Origin of the sequence: Actinocorallia populi (assembly GCF_002995495.1) — a bacterium.
Taxonomy (GTDB): Bacteria; Actinomycetota; Actinomycetes; order Streptosporangiales; family Streptosporangiaceae; genus Actinocorallia; species Actinocorallia populi.
This window is the reverse complement of the sequence record NZ_PVZV01000005.1, coordinates 160,182-183,177: the sequence shown is the minus strand read 5'-3', so window position 1 is coordinate 183,177 and position 22,996 is coordinate 160,182. Positions and strand designations below refer to the sequence as shown.

Genomic DNA, 22,996 nt, shown 5'->3' with positions numbered 1-22,996 from the left:
GGAGTAGCCTTGGCGCGTACTTCAGCACGAGGTGCCTCCTTTGTGGGGAGAATCTGGGAAGCCGGTGAGAATCCGGCACAGGCCCGCTGCGGTGATCCAGGCATCGACCTGGGAAGTCCGAAGACCGGCCTCGTGCACTGCGGACGGCACGACGAGCGGGAGCCTCACATGCCATCGATCTTTCCGTTCAGCGCCGTCGTCGGCTCCGACGACATGGCGCTCGCCCTGACCCTCACCGCCGTCTCGCCGTCGGTCGGCGGGGTGCTCGTGCGGGGCGAGAAGGGCACCGCCAAGTCCACCATGGTGCGGGCGCTGGCCCGGATCCTGCCGCCCGTCGAGGTGATCGCCGGCGACCGGTTCTCCAGCGATCCGCGCGAACGCGACCCGCTCTCCCCCGACGGGCCCTTCCCGCCGGACGCGCCCGTGGAGACCCGGCCCGCCCGGCTGGTGGAACTGCCCGTCGGCGCCACCGAGGACCGGGTGCTCGGCTCGCTGCACCTGGAGCGGGCGCTGACCGAGGGCGTCACCGCCTACGAGCCGGGGCTGCTGGCCCGCGCGCACCGCGGCGTCCTGTACGTCGACGAGGTCAACCTGCTCCACGACCACCTGGTCGACCTGCTGCTCGACGCCGCCGCGACGGGCCGCGCGACGGTGGAGCGCGACGGCGTCTCCGTCGAGCACGCCGCCCGGTTCGTCCTGGTCGGCACGATGAACCCGGAAGAGGGGGAGCTGCGGCCGCAGCTGCTCGACCGGTTCGGCCTGACCGTGGAGGTCGCCGCGCCCCGCGACCCCCGGACCCGGGTCGAGGTCGTCCGGCGCCGCCTGGCGTTCGAGGCGGATCCCGAAGCGTTCGCCGCCCGCTTCGCCCCGGCCGAACGGGAGCTGACCCGCCGGATCGCCGAGGCGCGGGAGCTCCTGCCGAAGGTCGAGCTCGGCGACGCGGCGCTGTTCAAGATCGCCGAGGTGTGCGCGGCGTTCGAGGTGGACGGCATGCGCGCCGACCTGGTGACGGCCCGTGCCGCCGCCGCCCACGCCGCCTGGCACGGGCGCGCCGCCGTCACCCGCGAGGACGTCCGCGCCGCCGCCCGGCTGGCCCTCCCCCACCGCCGCCGCCGCAACCCGTTCGACGCCCCCGGCCTCGACGAGGAGCTGCTCGACCGCATCCTCGGCTCGGACGAGCTCCCCCCGGAGCCGCCCGCGCCGCCGACCGGACCGCAGGACGGCCCGCCCGGGGACGCAAAGCCCTCGGACGGGGCTCCCGAGGACGCGCCCGAGCCGCAGGACGAGGCCCGCGGGGACGAGAGCCGTGCGGGAGGGTCCCCGAACGGCGGAGACACCGGTGCGGACGCTCCCGAAGAGACGCCCTCGAGCGACGGCGGCGCCGGTGCGGACGCTTCCGAGGAGGCGCCCGGCACGGACGGCGGCGCTCCTGCCGGAACCTCCGCCGGTGTCGTCGCGCCCGACGCTCCGTACCGGCCGAAGACCTTCCGTGTCGCCGGGACCGGGGCGGGCGAGGCGGGCCGCCGCTCCCCCGCCTTCACCCGCACCGGACGCCGGGTCGGCGCCCGCAGGCCGGACGGGCCCGGCGGCGCGCTCCACCTGCTGGAGACGCTCCGCGCCGCCGCCCCCCACCAGCGGGCGCGCGGCCGCAGCGGCACGCCCCTGCTGCTGCGCGCCGAGGACGTCCGGCTCGCCGTCGTGCAGGGCCGCGAGTCGAACCTCATCCTGTTCTGCGTGGACGCCTCCGGCTCCATGGCCGCCCGCCGCCGTATGGCCCAGGTCAAGACCGCGATCCTCTCCCTCCTCCTGGACGCCTACCGCCGCCGCGACAAGGTCGGCCTGGTGACGTTCCGCCGGTCCCGCGCCGAGGTCGTGCTCCCCCCGACGTCCTCGGTCGACATCGCCGCCACCCTCCTGAAGGACCTGCCCGCCGGAGGCCGCACCCCCCTGGCCGAAGGCCTCCTCGCCGCCGCCGAGGTGCTGCGCGTGGAACGCCTGCGCGACCCGCGGCGCAGGCCCCTGCTCGTCGTCGTCACCGACGGCCGCGCCACCCACGGGCCGGACGCCGTCGCCCGCTCCCGCCGGGCCGCCGCGCTGCTGGCCGGAGCGGACGTCACCACCCTGGTCGTCGACTGCGAGACCGGCCGCTTCCGGCTGGGCCTGGCCCGCGAGCTCAGCGCCGCGCTCCGCGCCGAGCACCTGCCCCTGGGCGAGGTCGCCGCCGATGCCCTGACCGCCACCGTCCGGCAGCGGGTCGCCTGACCTCCGGCACCGCTTCTCCCCCCGAACCGAACCCTGCGAAAGAGGCCTCTCATGCCGCAAGGACAGCCGTCGAACGTGCCCGAAGACGGGCTGAGCACCAGGCAGCGGCGGAACCGGCCGCTGCTGATGGTGCACACCGGAGAGGGGAAGGGGAAGTCGACCGCCGCGTTCGGCCTGGCCATGCGCGGCTGGAACCAGGGCTGGAACATCGGTGTCTTCCAGTTCGTGAAGTCCGCCAAGTGGCGCATCGGGGAGCAGACGGTGCTCGAGCGGCTCGGGCGGCTGCACGCCGAGACCGGCGAGGGCGGGCCCGTCGAGTGGCACAAGATGGGCTCGGGCTGGTCCTGGTCGCGCAAGCAGGGCGCCGAGGCCGACCACGCGGCCGACGCCGCCGAGGGCTGGGCGGAGGTCAAACGCCGCCTGGCGGCCGAGGCGCACGACCTGTACCTGCTCGACGAGTTCACCTACCCGATCGCCTGGGGCTGGGTGGACGCCGAGGACGTCGTCGAGACCTTGCGGAACCGGCCCGGCCACCAGCACGTGGTGGTGACGGGACGGCGGGCGCACCCCCTCCTGCTGGAGGCCGCGGACCTGGTGACCGAGATGGCGAAGGTCAAGCACCCCATGGACGCGGGGCAGAAGGGCCAGCGGGGCATCGAATGGTAGAGCTTCCCCGCCTCGTCATCGCCGCCCCCGCGTCCGGCCACGGCAAGACGACCGTGGCGACGGGCCTCATGGCGGCGCTGCGGGCGGCGGGCCACACCGTCTCGGGGCACAAGGTCGGGCCCGACTACATCGACCCCGGCTACCACGCCCTGGCGACGGGGCGGCCGGGCCGCAACCTCGACCCGTGCATGGTCGGCGAGCACCTGCTCGCGCCGCTGCTGCTCGCCGGGGCGCGGGGCGCTGGCATCGCCGTCATCGAAGGGGTCATGGGCCTGTACGACGGGCGGCTCGGCGGTGACGGGTTCGCCTCGACCGCCCATGTCGCGGCCGCCACCGGCTCCCCGGTGCTGCTCGTCGTGGACGTCTCGCACGCCTCCCGCTCCATCGCGGCCGTCGTGCAGGGGATGGTGGCCTACGGGCCCGAACTGGACGTCGTCGGCGTCGTCCTGAACAAGGCGGGGTCGGAACGCCATGCCGCCGAGGTCCGCCGCGCCCTGGAACCGACGGGCGTCCCCGTCCTCGGCGTCCTGTACAGGGACGACGGGATATCGGCGCCCTCCCGCCATCTCGGGCTCGTCCCCGTCGCGGAGCGGCGGGACGCCGCCGGCGCCCTGGACCGGCTGGCGGCGCGGATGGCCGAGCACATCGACCTCCGGCGGATCGTCGAGCTGGCCCGCCGGGCGGCGCCCCTCGAGGCCGCGCCCTGGGAGGCGTCCTCGGTCCTGGCGCCACCACGGGCCGCGTCCGCCGGGACGCGGCCCGTGGTGGCGTTCGCCGGCGGGCGGGCGTTCACCTTCCGCTACAGCGAGACCGAGGAGCTCCTCCGGGCCGCCGGCTGCGAGGTCGCGTACTTCGACCCGCTCACCGACACCGGTCTGCCCGGCGGCACGGCGGGCGCCTATCTCGGCGGCGGGTTCCCCGAGGTCCACGCCGGGGAGCTGTCGGCCAACGAACCGTTGCGCGCGGCGCTGCGCGCGGCCGTGGACGGCGGCGTCCCGGTCGTCGCCGAGTGCGCGGGCCTGCTCTACCTGTGCCGGACCCTGGACGGCGCGCCGATGGTGGGCGCGCTGGACGCGACGGCGCGGATGTCCCCGCGCCTGACGCTCGGCTACCGGGACGCGACCGCGCCGCGCGGCACCCTGCTGGCCGAGGCCGGCGGGCGGGTCACCGGCCACGAGTTCCACCGGACCGTCGTCGAGCCGCGTGCGGGCGCGCACGCCGCCTGGGAGTTCGGCGCGGGCCCGGAGGGCTTCAGCGCCGACCCCGCCGCCACCGGCTCCCCGACGCTGCACGCCTCCTACCTGCACACGCACTGGGCCGGAAGCCCCGGCATCGCACGGCGCTTCGCGGACGCCGCCCGCGACTTCACCGCCCGGACCGCGCACCGGTTCGCCGGACCCTGATCCTCGGCGGCCCTCCCCGGTCTGCGGGCGTCAGGCCAGGCCGCGGGCGGACAGCCAGGCTCCGGTGGCGAGGTGGTCGGGCCGGACCTCGCCGCCGGGGAGCTGGCCGGTGCGGCGGATGACGACGACGGGGACGCCGAGTTCGGCGGCGGCGGCCATCTTGGGCCAGGTGTGGGCGCCGCCGGAGTTCTTGGTGACCAGGACGTCGCAGGCGTGGCGGCGGAGGAGTTCGCGCTCGCCTTCGAGGGTGTAGGGGCCGCGGCTGGTCAGGAGGGTCCAGGGGGCGGGGAGCGGGACGTCGGGCGGGTCGACGACCCGCACGAGCGCCCTGCTCTCCGCCAGGGGCGCCAGGAAGTGTCCGAGGGACTGGCGGCCCGTGGTCAGGAACGGGGCGCCGCCCAGGCGGGCCGCGGCCTCGGCGGCCTCGGCGTGGGTGTCGGCCCAGGTCCAGGCGTCGCTGCCGGGGGCCGTCTCCCAGCCGGGGCGTTCCAGGCGGACCAGGGGCGTGCCCGTCGCCGTGCAGGCGGCGGCGGCGTTGCGGGAGATGCCCGTCGCGAACGGGTGGGTGGCGTCGACGACGGCGGTGACGCCGTGCTCGCGGAGGTGGGCGGCGAGGCCTTCGGCTCCGCCGAAACCGCCGATGCGCACCTCCCCCACGGGGAGCCTGGGGCGTGCCACGCGCCCGGCAAGGGACGACGTGAACGGCACGCCGCGCTCCTGGAGCCACAGCGCGAGCTCGCGCGCCTCGGCCGTTCCGCCGAGAATCAACACCGTCATCGTGACACCCCGTTCATCGGGAAGATGATATTTCCCCGGGCTTCCCGAGCCCGCTCCCACCCCGCCAGGCGAACGCGCCGGGGAGCACAGGGAGCCAGAAGGACAGGACGCGGTGGACGATGACCGCCACGACCGTCTCGGTGACGCCGCCGCCCAGGGCGACCAGGGCGAGCACCAGGACGGGCTCGACCAGGCCGATACCGGCGGGCAAGGGGCCCAGGAGGCGCAGCGGGATCGTCGCGAGAAAGGCCGCGGCCAGCGCTCCGGGACCGGCGGCCACGCCGAGGGCCTGCGCGGTGGCGAGGAAGGCCAGTACGGAGCTGGTGGTGACGGCCGTGCTCCCGGCCAGGAGGGCGGCCGTGCGGATCGGCTTGCGCAGCCCTCCGGTCAGCGACGGGAAGGCGGCGCGCAGCCTGCTGGGGAAGGACCGCTGGGCCTTCAACTGGAGCAGCAGGCCCACGGCGGCCAGGGTGCCCGCGATGGCCAGCAGGAGCGGCCACTCCGGGAGGGTGAGCGGGCCGGGGTTCTCGGCGAAGGCCGCGGCGACCGCCAGGACGAGAGCGGCGGCGTGTACGAGGGCGCCGGTCAGACGGGTGGCTGCGACGGCGTCCTCGGCTTTGTTCTTCGACGCTCCCGACGACTGGAGGTATCCGGCCAGGGCGGTGCCCGAACCCAGGCCCGGCAGGTGCTGGCGAGAGGAGTAGGCGGCCGCCAGCTGCTCGCGACAGGTCCGCAGGAACGGCAGTCGCCGCCCGTAAGCGCCCATGAGCGCGACGGCCCCCGCGGCGTAAGAGACGGCGATCAGCACGACGGCGGTCGCCAGCCAGCGCGCGTCGGCGTCGCCGAGCACTTCGAGAGGGTCGTGCACCTCCGGGAGGCCGGACAGCCCGACGGCCGTCGCGACCATGCCGAGCAGGGCCAGGAGCAGCGCCCACGAGCGGGACGGCAGCCTGGTCAGCCGGATCTCCTCGGGTTCCTCGGCTCCGGTGACCCGTTTGATCTCGTTCTTCAGCTCGTCCAGCAGGTCGGGATGCTCGCGCAACGCCTTGCGGGTCGCGCTGCCGAACGCCAGAGGTTGCAGTAGCGGAATCGCAGCAGCCAGTTCTTCGGGTTCCAGGACGTCCGCGGCAGCGCGTACCGTCCGTTCCGGACCGGTGAACATCGCGGTGGAGCACAGTAGCTCGGCGATGTCCTGGGCGAGTTTGCGGTCGCTGGCACCGTCCTCGGCGAATCCGAAGTCGACGATGACGGGGCGGTCTTCGGCGTCGACGAGGATGTTCGCGGCCCGCAGGTCGCGGTGTGCGATCCGTGTCCGGTGGAGTTTGCGGGCCTCCTTCCACAAGGCGTGCAGGAAGTCGTCGGTGAGTTCGGGCAGGTCGGTGAGCTCCCGCGCGTCTTCGATCGCCGCCTCGGCCAGGAGGTAGGTGCCTCCGCCGCAGGGGGCCAGGCCCGCGAACTCCGGGACGCGCACTCCCGCGCCCTGGGCGCGCATCACCAGACACGCCTCGTGCTGGAGCTGGCGGCGCGGGGTGGCGAAGGGGCTCTCGTCCTCGACGCCGCGCAGGGTCAGGAGCCGGGCGAACTTGAACAGCAGGTCGGCGTCCCGGTGGTCGCGGCTGACGGCCTTGATGAACAGGCCCTTGCCGTCCCGTTCGCGTTCGGCCAGGTACGGGACGGAGCCGCGCGCGTCGGCGTGCAGTTTCCGGATGTTGTCGACCTTCCCGACGGCCAGGCGCAGGCCGCGGGAGATGTCGTCGGCGGAGGGCATGATCGAGGGCGTGCCCCACAGCAGGTGGAAGGCACCGCCGATGATCAGGCCCAGGCCCAGGCCCGCGACGACGTCCAGCGGGAAGTGCGCGCCGACGTACACGCGGCCGACCGCCACGATCACCGCCCACGCCCAGAAGACGCGGCGGAATCTGCGCGGTACGTGGGCGGAGGCGATGGTGGCGAGGGTCGCGGCGACGGCGGCGTGGCCGGAGATGAAGCCGAGACCGTTCTCGTGGGCGCCGCGCAGGACGACCTCTTCCAGAAGCGCTCCGGGGCGTCCCCGGTCGGTCAGCTCCTTGAGAAATTTCGCCAGGAACCAGGCGAGCGTCCCGCCTGCTGCGAGTTCGGCGGCGAGCCTGAAGCGACGGAAGGCGAGTGCCACCACGGCGGCCGCGCCCACGGCACCGAGGGCTCCGGCCTGCATGAGGATCACCAGCGGCCAGGACAGCCAGTCCGGAAGGCTGTTGACCAGCCGGAAGAGGTTGCTTTCAGTGGGCAGAAGGAATCCGTCGGCGGCGTAGAGGGCCAGGAACGTCACCAGGAACAGGCCGACGATGATGCGGACGACGTCGCCGGGGTGGCGTGCGGTGTGAGGGCCTGTCCTGTTCCACTGCCTCTTGCGTTTCGGCAGGGTGAAGTCCGGTTCGCCGGCGCGTTCCCGTGCGGCTTTGGCGCGTTCGACGCCGACGAGCTCCTCGGTGACGGCCTGGAGCTGGTCGCGGTCCAGCTGCAACGCCTTGACGGGGGCCTGAGAGCGGGAGCGGCCGAAGCCCGTCAGGTATGGGAGCCCTTCGGAGTCGATCATGATGTTCTCGGGGCTCAGCTCCCGGTGTGCGATACGGGCCTCACCCAGCACTCCGAGCTGGGCCCAGAGCTCATCCAGGAGTTCGTCGCTGATGTTGCCGAGCATCGAGATCGAGCATCCGTCGATGAGTTCCATCGCCAGGAAGCAGTCACCGGACGGCTTGCCCACAAAGCGTTCGACGTTCGGTACGCGTACGCCCCAATGTTTGGCGAGCTGTAGGACGTACTCCTCGTGCTCCAGTTGTCGTCTTGCCGTGGTGAACGGTGCGCCAGGGCTTTCGCGCAGAGAGCGGAGGCGGTCGAAGAAGTCGGCGTCACGCTGGTCGCGGCCGATCGCCTTGAAGAACAGTTTCCGGGCCTGGGCTCGGTAGACGACGGCGCGGCGAATGTCGGTACGCAGCGGCTCCAGGGCCACCGAAGCCGGAAGCAGGTCGGGAAAGACGGCTCGCAGACGCGGGATTCCGGGGATGTGCGCCGGGGTTCCGTAGGCGAAGAGGACGGCCGAACCGATGCCCCAGCCGAATGCGATGCCGCCGAAGACGTCCAAAGGCAGGTGCGCACCGACGTACATGCGGCCGAAGGCCACCACGATGACCAGGCCCCACAACGTCCTGCGGTAGGCGCGCGGCAGGTACGCGGAAGCGACGGTGGCCAGTGCGGCGGCGACTGAAGTGTGTCCTGCGATGAAGCCGACGCCTTCGGCGGGGACGTCTCCGCGCAGATGCACCTGTTCCAGGATCGCTCCCGGCCGTTCGCGGCCGGCGACCCACTTGACCGCCTTGGCCAGTCCCCAGGCCGCACCACCCGCCGTCACCAGCGCGAGGGCGAGCGCCCTGCGGTGCGCGAGCAGTGCCAGGACGCCGCTGACAGCGACGGCCCCGATCCACCCGGCCTGCATGAGCACCCACACGGGAACGAACAGAACGTCCGGGAGGTCGTTCGCCAGCCGGAACAGGCTCGTCTCAAGGCTTCCAGGGGCACGGGTGGCGAGCAGCGCGCAGAAGGCCGTCAGCGCGAGAGCGGCGAGCGCCCGAGCGCCGTCGCCCGGGTGGCGGAAGACCGTCGGCTGCTCCTGTTCCTCCTTGTTGACCGCCCACTGCCACCACACCCACGTCACCGCGCCCGCCGGCAGGTAGAGCAGGAAGGTGAAGAAGCGGAACAGGAGAACACCCGCGGCCAACTTCGTCAGTTCGCCTCCGGTCAGCCCGAGCCCGCCGATGAGGGCGAGTTCGATGACGCCGGCGCTGCCCGGGGTGAGCGGGATGGCCGTCACCTGGCGGGCCACCGCGTAGACGGCGAACGTCTCGATGACCCCGGCCTCGGTGACCCCCACGGCCAGCAGCGACAGGTACAGGACACCGAACGTCGCCAGGTGGTAGACGAGCGTCGTCACCGTCAGCGAGCCCCAGCGGGACCGGACGATTTCCCGCACCTCGGCGCGGAAGATCTGCAGTTTCTCGGCTTCGATCTGCGGTTTCCCGGGCAGGATCCGGGCCGCCCGGGTGAGGGCGCGCGCCAGCTTCTCCGCCGGGAAGGTCCCCCAGAACAGCCACGCGGTGACGCCGAGGATCGCGACGGCGAGAACGAGGCCGAGCAGCCCCGCCCCGCGCACCCCGGAGGGCACCTCGGAGACCGCGACCGCCACTCCGAGCGCCGTCAACGGCAGGACGAGCCGCGCCACGAGGTTCCACACGCCCGTCGCGAGCGCCTGCGTGGCGATCTCCTGCAGGGAGAAGCCGACCTTACGCTGCATGGTGACGTTCAGCGCCGTCCCGGCCGCTCCCCCTGCGGGCAGCCCGTACGACACCGCGGTGGTCACGACGTTCACCGCGAACGCGTCCCGGAACCGCAATCCGGGCAGCCCCGCCATCAGCGCCCCGGCGGAGGCCGCGATCGCCGCCACCGTCAGCGCCACCAGCCCCGCCATCTCCACCGCGTCGACCTTGCCGCCGAGGATCTCCCCGACCTCCCGCAGGTCCACCAGCCGGGGAAGCACCGCCCCGAACAGCACTCCGGCGAGCACCACCCCCAGCACCGCGCCGACCGCCCGGCGGGAGGGCGCCTTCCAGGAGAAGCCACGTCTTCGGGGGGTTTCGGCCGTCTCTCGGAGCATCGCTGGTGGCTCTTCTCTGGTGGGGGGTCGTTTTCTTAAGTTCCCCCAAGATTTCCGTTGAAAGCGCCATCAAACGGCCCACCAGGGGTGGCAAAGGTCCCACTGACCGCATACCGGCACCCTTCGCACCCGCTGCGGGACGGAAGGGTGATCTTTCGTACTTCCGGGGGAGACAATGGGAGGGGACCGATCCGCCATCGTTCGACGCCGGGAGTGCCATGACGCACGAGGAAGTGTTGAGGGAGTGCAGGAGGATTCTGGAGGACGGGAAGGTGGAGGCGCCTTCCTTCACCGCTCCCGTGTCCGGGACGTTCCCCCTGAACTGCGACATCGCCGAGGACATCGCGGTCGTCACGTTCATCACCTCGATGCCGGACGACAGGAGCTACTGCAGCGAGCATTACGTCTTCGAACGCGCCGACGGCGCCTGGGAGTACCTGGGCGGCGGCTCGGCCTCGATGGACTCCCCCTGCCCGGTCCGGCTGCCCCGGACGGGGCTGGGCGGCGCGCACCTGAGGCTGACCGGGCACGGCCTGACCCGGCGGCGGCGGCCCGCGCTCTTCCCGGAGCGGCGCTGGATCGTGACGGCCGAGCTCCAGCTCTGCGACGAGGCCGCCGCCCTCCTCCTGAACGACCGGCCGGTGACCGTTCCCGGGCACGGGATCGTCTCGGCCGTATGGCCCACCCTGCAGCCCGCCACGGCCACCGCCCTCGCCGCCGACGGGCGCGCCCTGTCCTCCCTCGTCCTGGAGCCCCGCACCTGGTTCCACACCCCGGAGTGACCTCAGGCGGCCTCGTGCCGGGCGCGGAGCCCGGCCCACAGGGCGCAGAGGTCGACGTCCAGACGCCGGAGAAGGCGTACGGACGGGCTGGTGCCGTCGGCGAGGAGCCCCCAGAGGAGGTCCTCGCGGCCGACGAGGGGGCGGCGGGCGCGGCGGGCCGCCCAGCGGGCCACCTCGACGCTTTTGCGGGCGTGCGCGTCGAGGACGAGTGCGGCGGCGGGGCCGGTGAGCGTGACGCGAAGGGGCCGCAGGCGGGAGCGGCGCAGGCTCCACAGGGACGGGTCGTCGAGCCGGCGGAAGGTCGAGGCCTCGGCCCGGCGGCGGACCTCGTCCAGGTCGATGCCGAGCGCGGCCAGAAGCGCGCGGTCGTCCCTGCGGGACCGGGGAAGGTGGGTCCGGAGCGTGTCGGGGGAGATCTCCGCCCCGGCCAGGGAGCCGTCCTCCGCCAGGGCCAGGAGGAGGTGCTCGGTGCCGAGCAGGGCGCCTCCGGCCTCGTCGGCCAGGACGCCGGCGCGGACGATCGTCCGGCGGGTGTCGGGAGCGCAGTGCGAGAACACGGTCATTTCTGCCTTTCCTCAGCGAGCCGCCGGGCGTGCTTCCTGTGGGCCGACTGGCGGCGGACGCCCAGCGCGGAGGCGATGGCCTCCCAGGACCAGCCCCGGGCACGCGCGTTGGCGACGTGCAGCGCCTCCAGCTCGTCCGCGAGGCGGCGCAGGGCGGCGACCGCCGCCAGTCCCGTGGCGGGATCGGGACTGTCCACGGCCACCGCGAGTTCCGTCATCGAAGCCATGCCGTCAGCTTAAACTGACACGGCCCGTTTTGTCAGCCCAGGCTGACAAACTCGGCTTCGCACGCCGCAAAGACGGAACCCCCGGGACGGGTCTCGTGTACACGGGACCGAGCGTGCCCTCCGGCAACGGATCGCGACGCACCGCCGGACCGCGGCCGCCATCGGGGCACCGGCGGACGACCGCTCTTGTCAGCGGTGAGACGGAAGGGATCTTCGGTTTTCCTGGGGATATAGCGTTGTTCGTTATGAAAGCGCTCGTGGCGGGGTTCGCGGTGGGGGTGGGGGCCGCCTGCGCCGGAGGCGGGATCCTGGCGGTCCAGCGGGGAGGCAGCGGAGGGTGGCTCTTCTTCCTCGGCCTGTGGTTCCTGCTGGGGACGGCGGGTGCCTTCCTGCTGCGGAGGCTCGCGTTCCCCCGGCAGCTCCGGATGAGATGGCCCGGGTTCCGGCGGCTGGGGCGCTTCGCGGGGATGTTCGTCGTGGCGCTCCTGCTGGGGGAAGCCGTCGGGTACGGCGCTTACGCGATGCTGCGGGGCGAAGTCCTGGAGACGGCGTGGACGCTGCCCGCGGACGAGTCGGGCGGCCACGAGCCGAAGGGGTTCTGGACGACCGCCGACGCGTTCGTACGGGTGCGTGCGAACGGGGTGGCCTCGTACGGGGTGCGAGACGGACGACCGCGTTGGTCCCGCAAGCTCTCCGTGTGCGAGGCGAGCCGGAACACGGACGAAGGGGTGGGGCTCGTCTCCTTCTCGTCCGGCGAAAAGGGCTGCGACCGGCTGACGGCGCTCGATCTGAGCACGGGGCGGTCGCTGTGGGCGGCGAAGACGGATGTGCCTGACCGCGAACCCGGCTGGGAGACCGGGTCGGGGATCGCCGTCCGGCCGACCCGTGCCGGGCTGAGGGTCATCGACCTGCAGACGGGCAAGCCTCGCCGGGCTCCGCGTCCTCCCGCGGGATGCACGTTCGACTCCCGTTCCCCCGTACGAGTCGGTGATGGCCGGTTCGTCGCGGCCGCTTCCTGCAAGGACGGCTCCGTCCGCCTCGTCGCGGCCGACCTCCAGGGCAAAACCCTTTGGGCGGCCGAGCAGAAGGCCGGGCAGATCACCGTTCTTTCCGCCGCCCCTCTGGTACTCCAGTGGAAAGCCTCCGAGAAGCGCGAACTCCTCGTTCTCGACCCGCGCGACGGCACACGCACGGGCACGGTCCCCGTTCCTCCCCAGGAGAACGCCCTGGTGCTCTTCGGTGCTGGCCGAATCCACGTCGCGGACGGCAAATCCGCCGTCCGTACTTATGCGTTGGACGGCGAACTTCTATGGTCCTCCACTTTCGACGGGCCGCTCCGCAGCGCCCACCTCGCCGGTTCCACGCTCTTCGCCACCTACGGCTCCGGCTTCGCCGCTCCGACCACGCTCGCCGCCCTCGACGCCCGTTCCGGCACCGTGAACCGAGAGGTCACCGTGCCCTATTCGGCTTCGGGAACGGGCTCCCCCATCCTTCACACCACCTCGGACCGGGTGCTCTTCGTCCTGCAGGACCGCTCAGAAGCGCAGGCGTTCGCCTTCTGAGCGGGGAAGAAGAGGCCGCCCTCCGTGGAGGGCGGCCTGGTGGAGGAGGTCAGGTCAGGTTCTTCTGCCGGACGTCCCAGTCGGTGCCGCACAGACCGCAGTTCGAGCCGACGAACAGCTGCTTGGCGGCGGTGTCCCCCTTGAGCTGCCATGTGAGCCAGGCGGAGCCGACGCGGCCGAACTCGCCGCCGTTGGGCTCGCTGTAGGTGGCCATGTGGCCGACGTCGAGGTTGCCCATGAACGCGGGGAGACCGGCGGGGAGGCGGTCCCAGTCGTCCATGGCGTTGGGGTAGGCGATGTCCTCGGGGCCGCCGACGAAGTAGGCGACGGGTGCGTGGAGGCGGGCGAGCCGCCAGTTGTCGGAGTCGTCGAGCATGCCGCTGTTAAAAACGCCCGTGGTGGTGACGCGCGGGTCGGCGGACGCCTCGTAGGCCTCCAGACCGCCACAGGACTGGCCCATCACGGCGACCTCGGATGTGTCGATCTTGCCGCGGTACCTGCTGCCGAACCGGGTGTTCTCGGCGACGGCCCAGTCGATGGCGTCGATGAGCATGCCGGCGTCGGTCGAGCCGAAGCCGCCGGGGCGGCCGTTGGCGATGACCAGGAAGCCGTGGGAGGCGAACTCCTTGAGGATGTTCTCGAACCAGGTTCCGTCGGCGCGGCAGGCGCCGTTGCCCCAGGCGACGATCGGCAGCTTCACCCCGGACGGGATGTTCTGCGGCCGGTAGATCGTGTGGCCGGGGAGCCGGAACGTCGTCTCGTAGTCGGCCGGGTAGGGGCCGGAGCCGCCGGGGAGGGCCTGGGCGGGGGCGGCCGAGAGCTGGAGCAGCGCGAGGGCCGCTACGACGGTGAACAGACGTCTGAGTTTCACGGGCGGGATCTCCTCGAATCGGCGGGACGGGGTTCGCGGAGGTTCAGCGCTTGCCGACGTCGGACGCGGCGGCGTCCCGGAGGTTCTGGCGGGCGTCGGCGGGGAGCAGGTAACCGGCGCGGACATTGTCCTTGTCGGCCTTGACGACTGCGGCGACATAACGTCCGTGGGTGGGGTGGAGCTCGTCGAGCCGGGACTTCTCGAACGGGATGTGGGTGCCGAACAGCACGCAGAAGGTCTCACCCGAGTTGTCGCCGGTGTTGAGGGCGATCGGCGCCTCCATCTGGGACAGCCGGATGCCGCCTCGGGCCAGGCCGAGCCCGTCGCGGGCCTTGGTGCCGTCCGCGTTGAACTCCAGCGGAGGCGCGGACGGCGGCCGGGCACCGTTCGTCCAGCGGACCAGATGGTCGTAGGAGGCGGCGATCACGTGGTGCAGCGGGATGCGGCTGAACGGCGGACGGGCGCACTCATAGGCCGGTGCCGCGCCCAGGTCTCGTTCGAGGATCGGCGCGCGGTAGTTCTGGCCGTGCCAGCCGGAGTGGGCGGTGCCCGCGACCTCCCAGCGGCGGAAGACGTCGTCGTCGGGACGGCGGGCGGGGGTGCGCACGTCGGTCTCGGACAGCACCTGGAACACCGGTTCGGCGCCCTTCCTTGCGGGCGCGGGGCCGACGATGTTGGCGAAAGCGTCGAAGACCGCGCCGGTCTTGGGCAGGACGGCGTCGTAGTAGACGGTCATGCGCGCCGCGGACTGCGAGGCGCCGATGGCGAGCACTTTTCTGGCCTTCAGACCGCCCAGTACGGTGCCCCGGGAGTCGCGTATCGCCTTGGCGGCCTGCGCGAAGACCTCGTAGGAGAGCTGGTCGGTGGTGAAACGGCCGCCTCCGGTGACGTCGAGGCCGCCGTAACGCGCGGGGCTCCAGCCGCGCAGGTGGTCGACGCCGACGCGTTGGGCGGACACTCCGACCCATGCATATCCGGCGCGGGTGATCTGCTCGGGCGTCCACAGCGCGTCCAGGTCGTACCCGGCGGTGACGTTCTGCCACTCCGTCAGCACCGTGCCGTTGAACTTCGCCGGACGTGCGGGCCTGCGCACGATGACGCGGGTCCGGTACGGAACGTCGGAGTCGATGAGTTCGCCGGTCGTGCTGTAGGCGTCCGCTTCACCGGAGAGGTAGAACTCCTGCTCCACGTACCCCTTGGAAGCCACGTCCGTTGACATCCACGGATAGGTTTCCGCGATGTCCGGGGCCTTGGGGTCGCCGGGTAGCGTCCCGGGGATCGGGCCTTCCACGACCGGCGCCGTTCCCGGAGCCTCCGCCGCGACGCCGCCACCCGTCACCGCCGCGGCGGCCACGACGGCCCCGCCCAGCAGGAACCGGAACGGCCGGGACGAAAAGATCATCATGTGCTCCTCTCGTACGCGGAGGGCCGCTCCCACCCGCGTACGAGAGACGATCCGACGCGCGCCTCCCGCGCGCATCGGTGAAATCACCGGCCTTCCGGTGGCCTGATACGGCGTCAGACCCGACGCCGCAGGGTCCGTACGCCGCACGGATCCGTACGCCGCACGGCCCCTCCGCGCACGATCCCGTATGCCCGCGGGCCGGACCGTTCTCCTACGGCTACGACAGGATCGTTTATGAAACCGCCACCCACCCGAGCGCGGCATCGAAACTCAGATACCGGCCGGTATCACCACTGATCGGTGATTCAGCCTGAGTGACCTGCCGTTGCAGCACTAAGGCCGCGTTCCTCTCACGTAGCGGCGCGGTGGGGTGTGGATGTCGAAGTGGAGCGTCCGCTGGGCGAGCACCGAGTGCGGAGCCGTGCCGGAATCGATCAGGCCGAGGCGTTCGAAGAGGGGGAAGCGTGCGGATCCGGCCTTGAGCAGGCGCGGCCGCATCGGCGGGTGCCAGATGCTGTACTCCCCGACGCGGCCGTCGGGGCGCCGGTACCAGCCCGACGTGGGGTGGGTGAGGAAGTCCAGCCACGCGTTGCGGTCGGGGAAGCCGTCGAGCCGGTCGGGGGCGGGGCCCGTCTCGGCCGCGTCGCAACCACCGGTGCCCGACTCGTCGGACGTGGTCAGCCGCCACCGCGCTGCGCCGTCGCTCCAGCCGGCGTCGATCGTGATGCGGCTGCGCCGCCAGGGCATGCCCCACAGCAGCCTCGGCAGGCCCACCACGCGATGGTCGAGGCCCGTGGCGAAGAACCAGACACCGGGCCTGCCGTGCGCGGTGACGTAGGCGCGGTAGTTGATCTGGCCGCAGGAGATCGCGACCGGCGGGCAGAAGCGGAAGTGGAAGTCGCGGTCGGCGAACGCGACGGCCGAGACGAGCGCGCCCGTCGTACCGTCGTCGAAGGCGACCTCGCGCGGGGCGAACCCGTCCGGCAGGCACGCGGCGAGGGCGGAGGAGGCCACGCGGTAGGTGACGATCGCGAAGTCGTCCAGCTCGGTCTCCGCGTGGTACCAGCGCAGCGGCGGACGGGTCGTACCGGGGAAGGTCATGGCGGCAGACGATACTTTCCGCGCTGTCCCGTACGGCAGGGCTGTTCGTCCCGTCAGGCCCGGTTCGCGACCGTGTACCTCGCGAGCCGTCCGATCAGCCGCTCCTTGACCCCGTCCCACTCCGAGTCGACCACGGAGTACATCGCCGAGTCCCGCAGAAGGCCGTCCTCCCCCGGCGCCCACGATATCGACCAGTTCCGCAGGACGCCCTCGAAACAGGCTCCGAGCGCCTCGATGGCCCGCCGCGACCGCTCGTTGCGGGCGTCGGTCTTGATGTCGACCCGCGCCACCCGGAGCACCTCGAAGGCATGGCGCAGCAGCAGGAACTTCGCCTCGGCGTTGATCCCCGTGCCCTGCGCGGACGCGCCCAGCCACGTGTACCCGATCTCGACGGCGAAGAGCCCGTCCCGCCCCGACCGGTAGCGCGGCTCCAGGTACGCCGTGCAGCCCACCGCCCGCCCGTCGGACCGCCGGACCTGCGCGAACGGGACGACCCCCTGCGCGGCCCGCGCGAAATGCGCCTCCAGGTAGTCCTCGATCCCACCGGCGCGGGGCACGGGCGTGAACCCGTAGCCGCCGCGATCCTCCTCCGCGGCCACGGCCAGGTCCTCCGCGTGCCCCCTGGCCAGCGGCTCGAGCCTGACCAGCGAGCCTTCGAGCACGGGCGCACCGAACGGGGAACGCATCACGTCGACTCCTCATCGCTCCTGGCATCGGCGGACGCCGGACCGTCGCAGGGCCAGGTCCCTCGGATCCTCCGGATGAACGCCGACGATCATGGCGGCCGGTTCCGCCGACCGTCAAACCGAAAAACCCGGCAGGTCCGCGCTCGAACCGGCCGCCGGAGAAGCCCGTCCCGGCGGCGCTCGGGTCGGCTCTCGAAGACCAGGAGAGGCCCGTCCGGTACGCGTCCCCGGCAGACTCGCACGCGGACCGGCTCCCAGAAACCGGGAAACCGCCCCGACGCACGCCCGGCATCCCGTACGGACCGGCTCCCGAAACCAGCAGGTCCTGTATCGATGCGCTCTCGGCAGGACCGGCGAGAGACCCCGTCCCGGCAGCGCGGGCCGCTACCCGGGTGTGGGACCGGACGGCCGCGCCTCCCGGCGGTACCAGGCTCGGATGGACTCCTTGTATCCCTCCGGCATGACGAGATCCTCGATCTCCTCCGCCTCGAAGAGGCCGATCTCCGCGTGTTCGTGGCTCAGCCTCGGAGCGGCGGCGGCCTCCGGCAGGCGGCACCCGTAGGTCACGATGAGCACCTTGGCGCCGGGCAGCGGCTCGTACACCCATACGTCCAGCAACGGGCCCGCCTCGGCCGTCCAGCCGGACTCCTCGGAGATCTCCCGGACGACGCACTCCTCCGGGGTCTCCGCGTCCTCCAGTCTGCCTCCCGGCAACTCCCATTCCCGGCGCTCGTTCCGCAGCAGTAGAACTCGCCCCTTCGCGTCGAGAACCACCCCTTTCACAGAAACCGGCCAGAGTTTGCCCATTTCCCCACCCCGTTTCGAGTTCCGCGACGTGCCAGGGCCATGGTGATCCCCGCCGGTCACGGGACGATCACGACGGCTCCGCGGCTCCGGCGACCGGCCCGACCCGGTGGCCCGGGCCAGGCCGCCACGGCCTGGCCTCGGCAGGCCGGAGCGCGGGGATCACAGGCGGGTGTGGTCGACCTCCACGGCGACGCTGACGGTGTCGCCGTCGTCCTTGCCCGCGCGGATACGGGCGGGGACCGCCAACGCCCAGGTGCCCGTCTTGCCGCGCCAGACGCTGGTCCGCCAGGTGCGGCCGTCCACCGTGGCGATCACCGGGACCCTGCCGAAGGGGCCCGCGCCGTCCGGCGCGTGCTCCGCGGGGACGGGGGCGAACACCCAGGCGTCCTCGCCCTGCCAGCGGAACAGGGCCACCTCGAACACCTCCGGTTCAGGCACCGCCCGACGCCCCCGTACGGCCGGTGCTCCTCGTCGTCCCCGTCATGCCCTCTTCCCCGCTCGGCCTGCACCGTCGTGTACGCGGCCACTGCGGCACGGCCCTGTGACATTTCCCGCCGGGTTCCGGGCCTCAGCGGGTGAGGAGCTCGCGGAGCGCCTCGGTGACGTCGGCGGGGGCCTCCTCGGCCATGAAGTGGCCGCTGGTGACGGTGAGGTGCCGCAGGTCGGGGGCCCAGGCGCCCCACACGGCCGCGGCGTCGTAGCCGAGGGCGGCGCCCCAGTCCTGCTGGAGGACGGTGACGGGCATGCGCAGGCGGTTCCCCGCGGCGCGGTCGGCCTGGTCGTGGGCGACGTCGATGCCGGCGGAGGCCCGGTAGTCGGCGACGATCGAGGGGACCGCGGCGCGGCAGGCGTCCAGGTAGGCGGCGCGGACGTCGGCGGGGATGGCCGCAGGGTCGGTCGTCCACAGGTCGAGGAAGTGGCCGAAGAAGAGATCGGGGCAGGATGCGATCATCTGTTCGGGGAGGCCGGGCGGCTGGGCCATCAGGTAGAGGTGGAAGCCCACGGCGGCGGTGGCGCCGTGCATGACGTCCCACATGTCCAGGGTGGGCAGGACGTCCAGACAGGAGAGGTGGGTGATCGACTCGGGGTGGTCGAGGGCGGCGCGCAAGGCGACGAGGGCGCCCCTGTCGTGTCCGGCCAGGGCGAAGCGGTCATGGCCCAGGGCGCGGGCCAGGGCCGCGACGTCGGCGGCCATGGTGCGCTTGGAGTAGGTCGTCCCGTCGGTCTCGGCGGGTTTGTCGCTGGCGCCGTAGCCGCGCAGGTCCGGGCAGACCACGGTGTGGTCGGCCGCGAGGTCGGCGGCGACGTGCCGCCACATCAGGTGGGTCTGGGGGAAGCCGTGCAGCAGCACGACCGCCGGGCCCGACCCGGCGACCGCGGCGTGCAGGAAAACGCCCTCGGCGACGGGGACGCGCTGGTAGTCGAAACCGGGGATGACGGGCGTCATGGTCTTCCGTTCACTCGGTGGATCCTTGGATGCCTTCAGCCTGCCGGGGCCGGATGAGCATCCGGTCAGTACGAGCCGGGCCGAAGGCCCGGGAGGGAGGTCGGGGTGGAGGTTTCCTTCGGGGTGCTGGGGCCGGTGGCCGCCTGGGACGCGGCGGGGCGCCCGATCGGGTTGAAGGGCCCCCGGCACCGGGCCGTGCTGGCACGGCTGATCGTCGCCCGCGGCCGGGTCGTCCCGGTCCCGCTGCTGGCCGAGGACCTGTGGGAGGACCCTCCGGCGGGCGCGGTGAGCGCGATCCGCACCTTCGTGGGGGCGTTGCGGCGCGCCCTGGAGCCGGAGCGCCCGCCCCGGGCGCCCGCGCGGACGCTGGTCACCCGGGGTCCGGGGTACGCGCTGCGCGCCGAGCCGGACGCGGTGGACGCCTGGCGTTTCGAAAGGGCGGTCGAGGAGGCGTCGAAGGAGCCGCCCCGGCAGGCGGCCACCCGGCTCGAGGAGGCGCTGGGCTGGTGGCGGGGGCCCGCCTACGCCGAGTTCACCGCGGAGCCCTGGGCCGCCGCCGAGCGGACCCGCCTGGCGGAGCTGCGGCTGCACGCCGTCGAACTCCGTGCCGAGGCGCTGCTGGCCGCGGGACCGGCCGCCGAGGCGGTGCCCGACCTCGACGCGCACGTGACCGAGCACCCCTGGCGCGAGAACGCCTGGCGGCTGCTGGCCCTGGCGCTGTACCGCGCCGGCCGCCAGGGCGACGCGCTCGCCGTGCTGCGCCGGGCACGGACCCTCCTGGCCGAGCAGCTGGGCATCGACCCGGGCCCCGCCCTGCGCCGCCTGGAGGAGGACATCCTCCGCCAGGCCGAACGCCTGTCCCCCGAGGACGCGGCCGAACGGGTGTGGACGCGCGCGGCCGCCGCCTACGACCGCACCGTGGCATCCGGCGCCCGGATCCGCCTGGAGTCCACGGTCGGCCTCCTGCGCACCCTCGCGATCACCGGAGGCGGCGGCCTCGAAGCCGCCCGCGAACACCGCCTCGCCGCCATCACCGCCGCCGAAGAGCTCGGCGACCCCGAGCTGACCGCCCGCGTGATCGGCGCCTACGACGTCCCCGCCCTCTGGACCCGCCCCGACGACCCCCGCCAGGCCGCCCAGATCATCGCCGCCGCCGAACGCACCCTCGCCTCCCTCCCACCCGCGACCCCCGCCCCGCCCACCCCGCATGGACCCGCACAGAGTCCGGACACGGGTGCAGCCGACGAACGAGAACCCGCACAGACCCACACAACAGACGACATCCCGCCTGCCCCGCATGAACCCGCCCGGACACCGGACGCGGGTGCGACCGGTGGACGCGAACCTGCACAGGATCAAGCACCGGGCACTCCGACCGGCGGACATGAAACCGCACGAACCAACACGATGGGCGATATATCAGATATACGACACAGGGCCGCCCCTGCGCCGGACTCGAACGCGGCCGGTGGACGCGAAATCGCTCGAACCCACATGACAGACGACATGCCGGGCGTCCGGCGTGCGCGTGGACGTGTGGGGGACGCGGGTGCGGACGACGGGCTCGGGCGGGGCGGAGGGTCGGGAGATGCGCTGTTCGGGAGGTATGGGGCTGTTCGGGCTCGGTTGCTGGCCACGATCGCGGTGGAGTCGCGAGGGGTGCGGTCGGCGCGGGGGGCGGAGGCGGCTCTGGAGGCCGAGCGGATCGCGCGGGAGCTGGACGATCCCGCGTTGCTGGCGTTCGCGCTCAACGGGGTGTTCATGCAGTCGTTCCGGCGGGCCGGGCTGGCTCCGCGCCGGGACGGTATCGGCGCGGAGCTGGTCGCGCTGGGCGCCCGGCACGGGCTGGTCACCTTCGAGGTGCTGGGGCATCTCGTCCGGCTTCAGGCGCTCGGCGCCCTCGGCGACTTTCCGGCGGCCGACCGGCACGCCCTCGCCGTCGGGCGGCTGGCCGGACGGCACGAGATCCCGCTGGTGGGGATCTTCACCGAGTGGTACCGGGTGTTGCGGCTCGCCGCGGACGGGCGCGCGTCCGCGGCCGAGCAGGAGGACGCCTACCGCGCCGCCGCCCGGCTGCTGGACGGCGCCGGGATGCCGGGGCTGGCCGACGGGCTGCTGCCGCTGGCGCTCCTGTCCGTCCGGTTGCGGCACGCGCTGCCCCTCGGCGAGCACACCGGCCTGGGACCGTACGAGCCGTGGGTCCGCCCGCTGGTCCTGCTGGAGCAGGGCCGCCGCGCCGAGGCGGCGGCGGCCCTGCGCGAGGCGCCCGAACCGCCGCCCGGCCTGCTCCTCGAGGCGCTGTGGTGCCTCCTGGCCCGCGCGGCCGTCGCCGTCGGCGACACCGGGACGATGGAACGCGCCCTGCACGCGCTCTCCCCCGCCTCGGCGGAACTCGCCGGAGCGGGCAGCGGCCTGCTCACCCTCGGCCCGGTCTCCCGCTACCTGGACGAGCTCACCGCCGCCCTCCGACACCACGGCTGAGGCCCCGGCCCGAACAGCCCCGCCAAGACCCCGAGACAGGCGGAGCCACCGAGGCCCCGGGACGGGCGGGGCCGTCGGGAGCCCGGGGCGGACAGCACCACCGAAGCCCCGAGACGGACGGAGCCGCCGAGACCCCGGGACGGACAGCACCGCTGAGGCCCCGGGACGGGCGGGGCCGTCGGGAGGCCGGGGCGGGTGATGCCGCGGGAGGGGCGGGTCAGGCGGGCTTCTCCTGCTCGGCTTCGACGGTGGCGTTCCATTCGGATTTGCTGGCCTGCCAGCCGTCCTCGTCGTGGCCGAGGCGCCAGTAGCCGGAGACGGACAGGAGTTCGCGGGGGACGCCCTGGTCCACGCGCAGCCAGCGGCGCAGGTCCTTGACGAATCCGGCCTCGCCGTGCACGAAGGCGTGCGGGCGTCCGGCGGGGAGGTCCATGCCGCGGACCGCCTCCGTCAGCGCCTCGCCCACCCGGCGTCCGTCCCGGTGGATCCAGGTGACGTTCTCGACGTCGGCCTGCTCCTCGCCGGGTCCCGGCACCTCGACGAACGCCCGGACGACGGCGCCTTCGGGCATCCGCTCCAGCGCCGCGGAGATCGCGGGCAGCGCCGACTCGTCACCGGCCAGCAGGTGCCAGTCCGCGTCGGCGGAGGGCGCGTAGGCGCCGCCCGGACCCGAGAAGTGGATCACGTCCCCCGGTCGCGCCGCGGCCGCCCAGGGGCCCGCGATCCCCTCGGTCCCGTGCACGACGAAGTCGACGGTCAGCTCCCCGGACTCGGGGTCCCAGCGCCGTACCGTGTACGTCCGGGTGACCGGCCAGTCCTCCCGCGGCAGTTCCTCCCGGATCCGCTGCATGTCGAAGGGCTCGGGGTAGGCCACGCCCTCCCTCGGGAAGAAGATCTTGATGTAGTGGTCCGCCCACTCCCCCGCCGGGAAGCCCGCCAGCCCGTCTCCCCCCAGCACGACCCGCCGCATCCCGGGCGTCACCCACTCGCCCCGCACCACCACGCCCTGCCGGGCCTGAGGCGCCCGCCGCTCCCGCCGTACTTCCGCCATTCGTCACTCCTTCGGGCACACCAGCCGCAATACGCCTTTAGGACGCATCTTTCCCGCCAGTCTGCCAGCCCGAAAGCCGGAACCGCCCCACCGAACCCCCGCACACCCCGAACACCGCCGCAATCGAGACCGCCGCGGCCAAGGGCGCGGTGACCGGAGCAGCCAGGGCCGCGCAGGCCGAGGAGGGGACGACCGTGGGCGCAGAAAGCACGCCCGCG

Annotated in this window: 18 protein-coding genes and 1 riboswitch; of the genes, 6 read left to right on the top strand and 12 right to left on the bottom strand. The window is 73.1% G+C overall.

All coding sequences use genetic code 11. From position 1 onward, the window contains the following. The first annotated feature begins 12 nt into the window (after positions 1-12). Positions 13-147: riboswitch (cobalamin riboswitch) on the top strand. A 21-nt stretch (positions 148-168) separates the two neighbouring features. The 3 genes from C2865_RS20940 to C2865_RS20930 are packed head-to-tail and all read left to right on the top strand — an operon-like array spanning position 169 to position 4,331. Continuing rightward, positions 169-2,262 (top strand): VWA domain-containing protein, encoded by a 2,094-nt coding sequence (locus C2865_RS20940; RefSeq protein WP_106400235.1) that lies wholly within the window; start codon positions 169-171, stop codon positions 2,260-2,262. A 51-nt stretch (positions 2,263-2,313) separates the two neighbouring features. Continuing rightward, positions 2,314-2,928 carry a cob(I)yrinic acid a,c-diamide adenosyltransferase gene (cobO, locus tag C2865_RS20935; protein ID WP_106400234.1) on the top strand — a complete coding sequence of 205 codons (615 nt, stop codon included), beginning with the start codon at positions 2,314-2,316 and terminating at the stop codon, positions 2,926-2,928. After that, a complete protein-coding gene (locus C2865_RS20930; RefSeq protein ID WP_106400233.1) occupies positions 2,922-4,331 on the top strand; it encodes a cobyrinic acid a,c-diamide synthase CobB in 1,410 nt (469 codons plus the stop codon). The genes cobO and C2865_RS20930 overlap by 7 nt, the downstream gene beginning before the upstream one ends. Positions 4,332-4,361: 30 nt before the next feature. Here the strand turns inward: C2865_RS20930 and C2865_RS20925 are convergent, their stop codons facing one another. After that, the gene (locus C2865_RS20925; protein ID WP_106400232.1) at positions 4,362-5,108 is read right to left on the bottom strand and encodes a cobalt-precorrin-6A reductase; all 747 of its coding nucleotides are present in this window, start codon (positions 5,106-5,108) and stop codon (positions 4,362-4,364) included. Positions 5,109-5,121: 13 nt separating this feature from the next. Continuing rightward, positions 5,122-9,795: a phosphatase PAP2 family protein gene (locus tag C2865_RS20920; protein WP_106400231.1), complete on the bottom strand. Its 4,674-nt coding sequence runs from the start codon at positions 9,793-9,795 to the stop codon at positions 5,122-5,124. 218 nt (positions 9,796-10,013) lie between these two features. On the opposite strand from C2865_RS20920, the gene C2865_RS20915 reads away from it, so the two are divergent. Further along, positions 10,014-10,577: a hypothetical protein gene (locus C2865_RS20915; protein WP_157963837.1), complete on the top strand. Its 564-nt coding sequence runs from the start codon at positions 10,014-10,016 to the stop codon at positions 10,575-10,577. A 2-nt stretch (positions 10,578-10,579) separates the two neighbouring features. On the opposite strand, the gene C2865_RS20910 is transcribed toward C2865_RS20915, so the two are convergent. After that, entirely contained in the window at positions 10,580-11,140 is a 561-nt protein-coding gene (locus C2865_RS20910) for a Clp protease N-terminal domain-containing protein (RefSeq protein WP_106400229.1), read from the bottom strand. Beyond that, complete coding sequence (locus C2865_RS20905; protein ID WP_106400228.1) at positions 11,137-11,367, bottom strand: helix-turn-helix domain-containing protein; 231 nt, start codon at positions 11,365-11,367, stop codon at positions 11,137-11,139. Before C2865_RS20905 ends, C2865_RS20910 begins: the two co-directional genes overlap by 4 nt. A 245-nt stretch (positions 11,368-11,612) precedes the next feature. Here C2865_RS20905 and C2865_RS20900 point away from each other — a divergent pair, with 245 nt between their 5' ends. Then, positions 11,613-12,929 (top strand): outer membrane protein assembly factor BamB family protein, encoded by a 1,317-nt coding sequence (locus C2865_RS20900; RefSeq protein ID WP_106400227.1) that lies wholly within the window; start codon positions 11,613-11,615, stop codon positions 12,927-12,929. A gap of 49 nt (positions 12,930-12,978) precedes the next feature. On the opposite strand, the gene C2865_RS20895 is transcribed toward C2865_RS20900, so the two are convergent. The 7 genes from C2865_RS20895 to C2865_RS20865 all read right to left on the bottom strand — a co-directional run bounded on the left by C2865_RS20895 (position 12,979) and on the right by C2865_RS20865 (position 19,246). Beyond that, entirely contained in the window at positions 12,979-13,800 is an 822-nt protein-coding gene (locus tag C2865_RS20895) for a poly(ethylene terephthalate) hydrolase family protein (protein WP_232835739.1), read from the bottom strand. Between the two features lie 43 nt (positions 13,801-13,843). Further along, positions 13,844-15,205 carry an alpha/beta hydrolase domain-containing protein gene (locus C2865_RS20890; RefSeq protein WP_232835738.1) on the bottom strand — a complete coding sequence of 454 codons (1,362 nt, stop codon included), beginning with the start codon at positions 15,203-15,205 and terminating at the stop codon, positions 13,844-13,846. A gap of 333 nt (positions 15,206-15,538) precedes the next feature. Continuing rightward, complete coding sequence (locus tag C2865_RS20885) at positions 15,539-16,306, bottom strand: DUF2071 domain-containing protein (RefSeq protein WP_106400226.1); 768 nt, start codon at positions 16,304-16,306, stop codon at positions 15,539-15,541. A 53-nt stretch (positions 16,307-16,359) separates the two neighbouring features. After that, positions 16,360-16,992 (bottom strand): GNAT family N-acetyltransferase, encoded by a 633-nt coding sequence (locus tag C2865_RS20880; protein WP_106400225.1) that lies wholly within the window; start codon positions 16,990-16,992, stop codon positions 16,360-16,362. A gap of 384 nt (positions 16,993-17,376) precedes the next feature. Then, a complete protein-coding gene (locus C2865_RS20875; protein ID WP_106400224.1) occupies positions 17,377-17,799 on the bottom strand; it encodes an NUDIX hydrolase in 423 nt (140 codons plus the stop codon). Between the two features lie 159 nt (positions 17,800-17,958). Beyond that, complete coding sequence (locus tag C2865_RS20870) at positions 17,959-18,237, bottom strand: DUF1905 domain-containing protein (RefSeq protein WP_106400223.1); 279 nt, start codon at positions 18,235-18,237, stop codon at positions 17,959-17,961. A gap of 130 nt (positions 18,238-18,367) precedes the next feature. Continuing rightward, positions 18,368-19,246, bottom strand: coding sequence for an alpha/beta fold hydrolase (locus tag C2865_RS20865; protein WP_106400222.1), 879 nt, complete (start codon positions 19,244-19,246; stop codon positions 18,368-18,370). Between the two features lie 105 nt (positions 19,247-19,351). On the opposite strand from C2865_RS20865, the gene C2865_RS40875 reads away from it, so the two are divergent. Then, positions 19,352-21,727 (top strand): AfsR/SARP family transcriptional regulator, encoded by a 2,376-nt coding sequence (locus tag C2865_RS40875; RefSeq protein ID WP_106400221.1) that lies wholly within the window; start codon positions 19,352-19,354, stop codon positions 21,725-21,727. Positions 21,728-21,944: 217 nt separating this feature from the next. Here C2865_RS40875 and C2865_RS20855 read toward each other — a convergent pair whose 3' ends face one another. Continuing rightward, positions 21,945-22,778, bottom strand: coding sequence for a siderophore-interacting protein (locus C2865_RS20855; RefSeq protein ID WP_106400220.1), 834 nt, complete (start codon positions 22,776-22,778; stop codon positions 21,945-21,947). Positions 22,779-22,996: the final 218 nt, after the last annotated feature.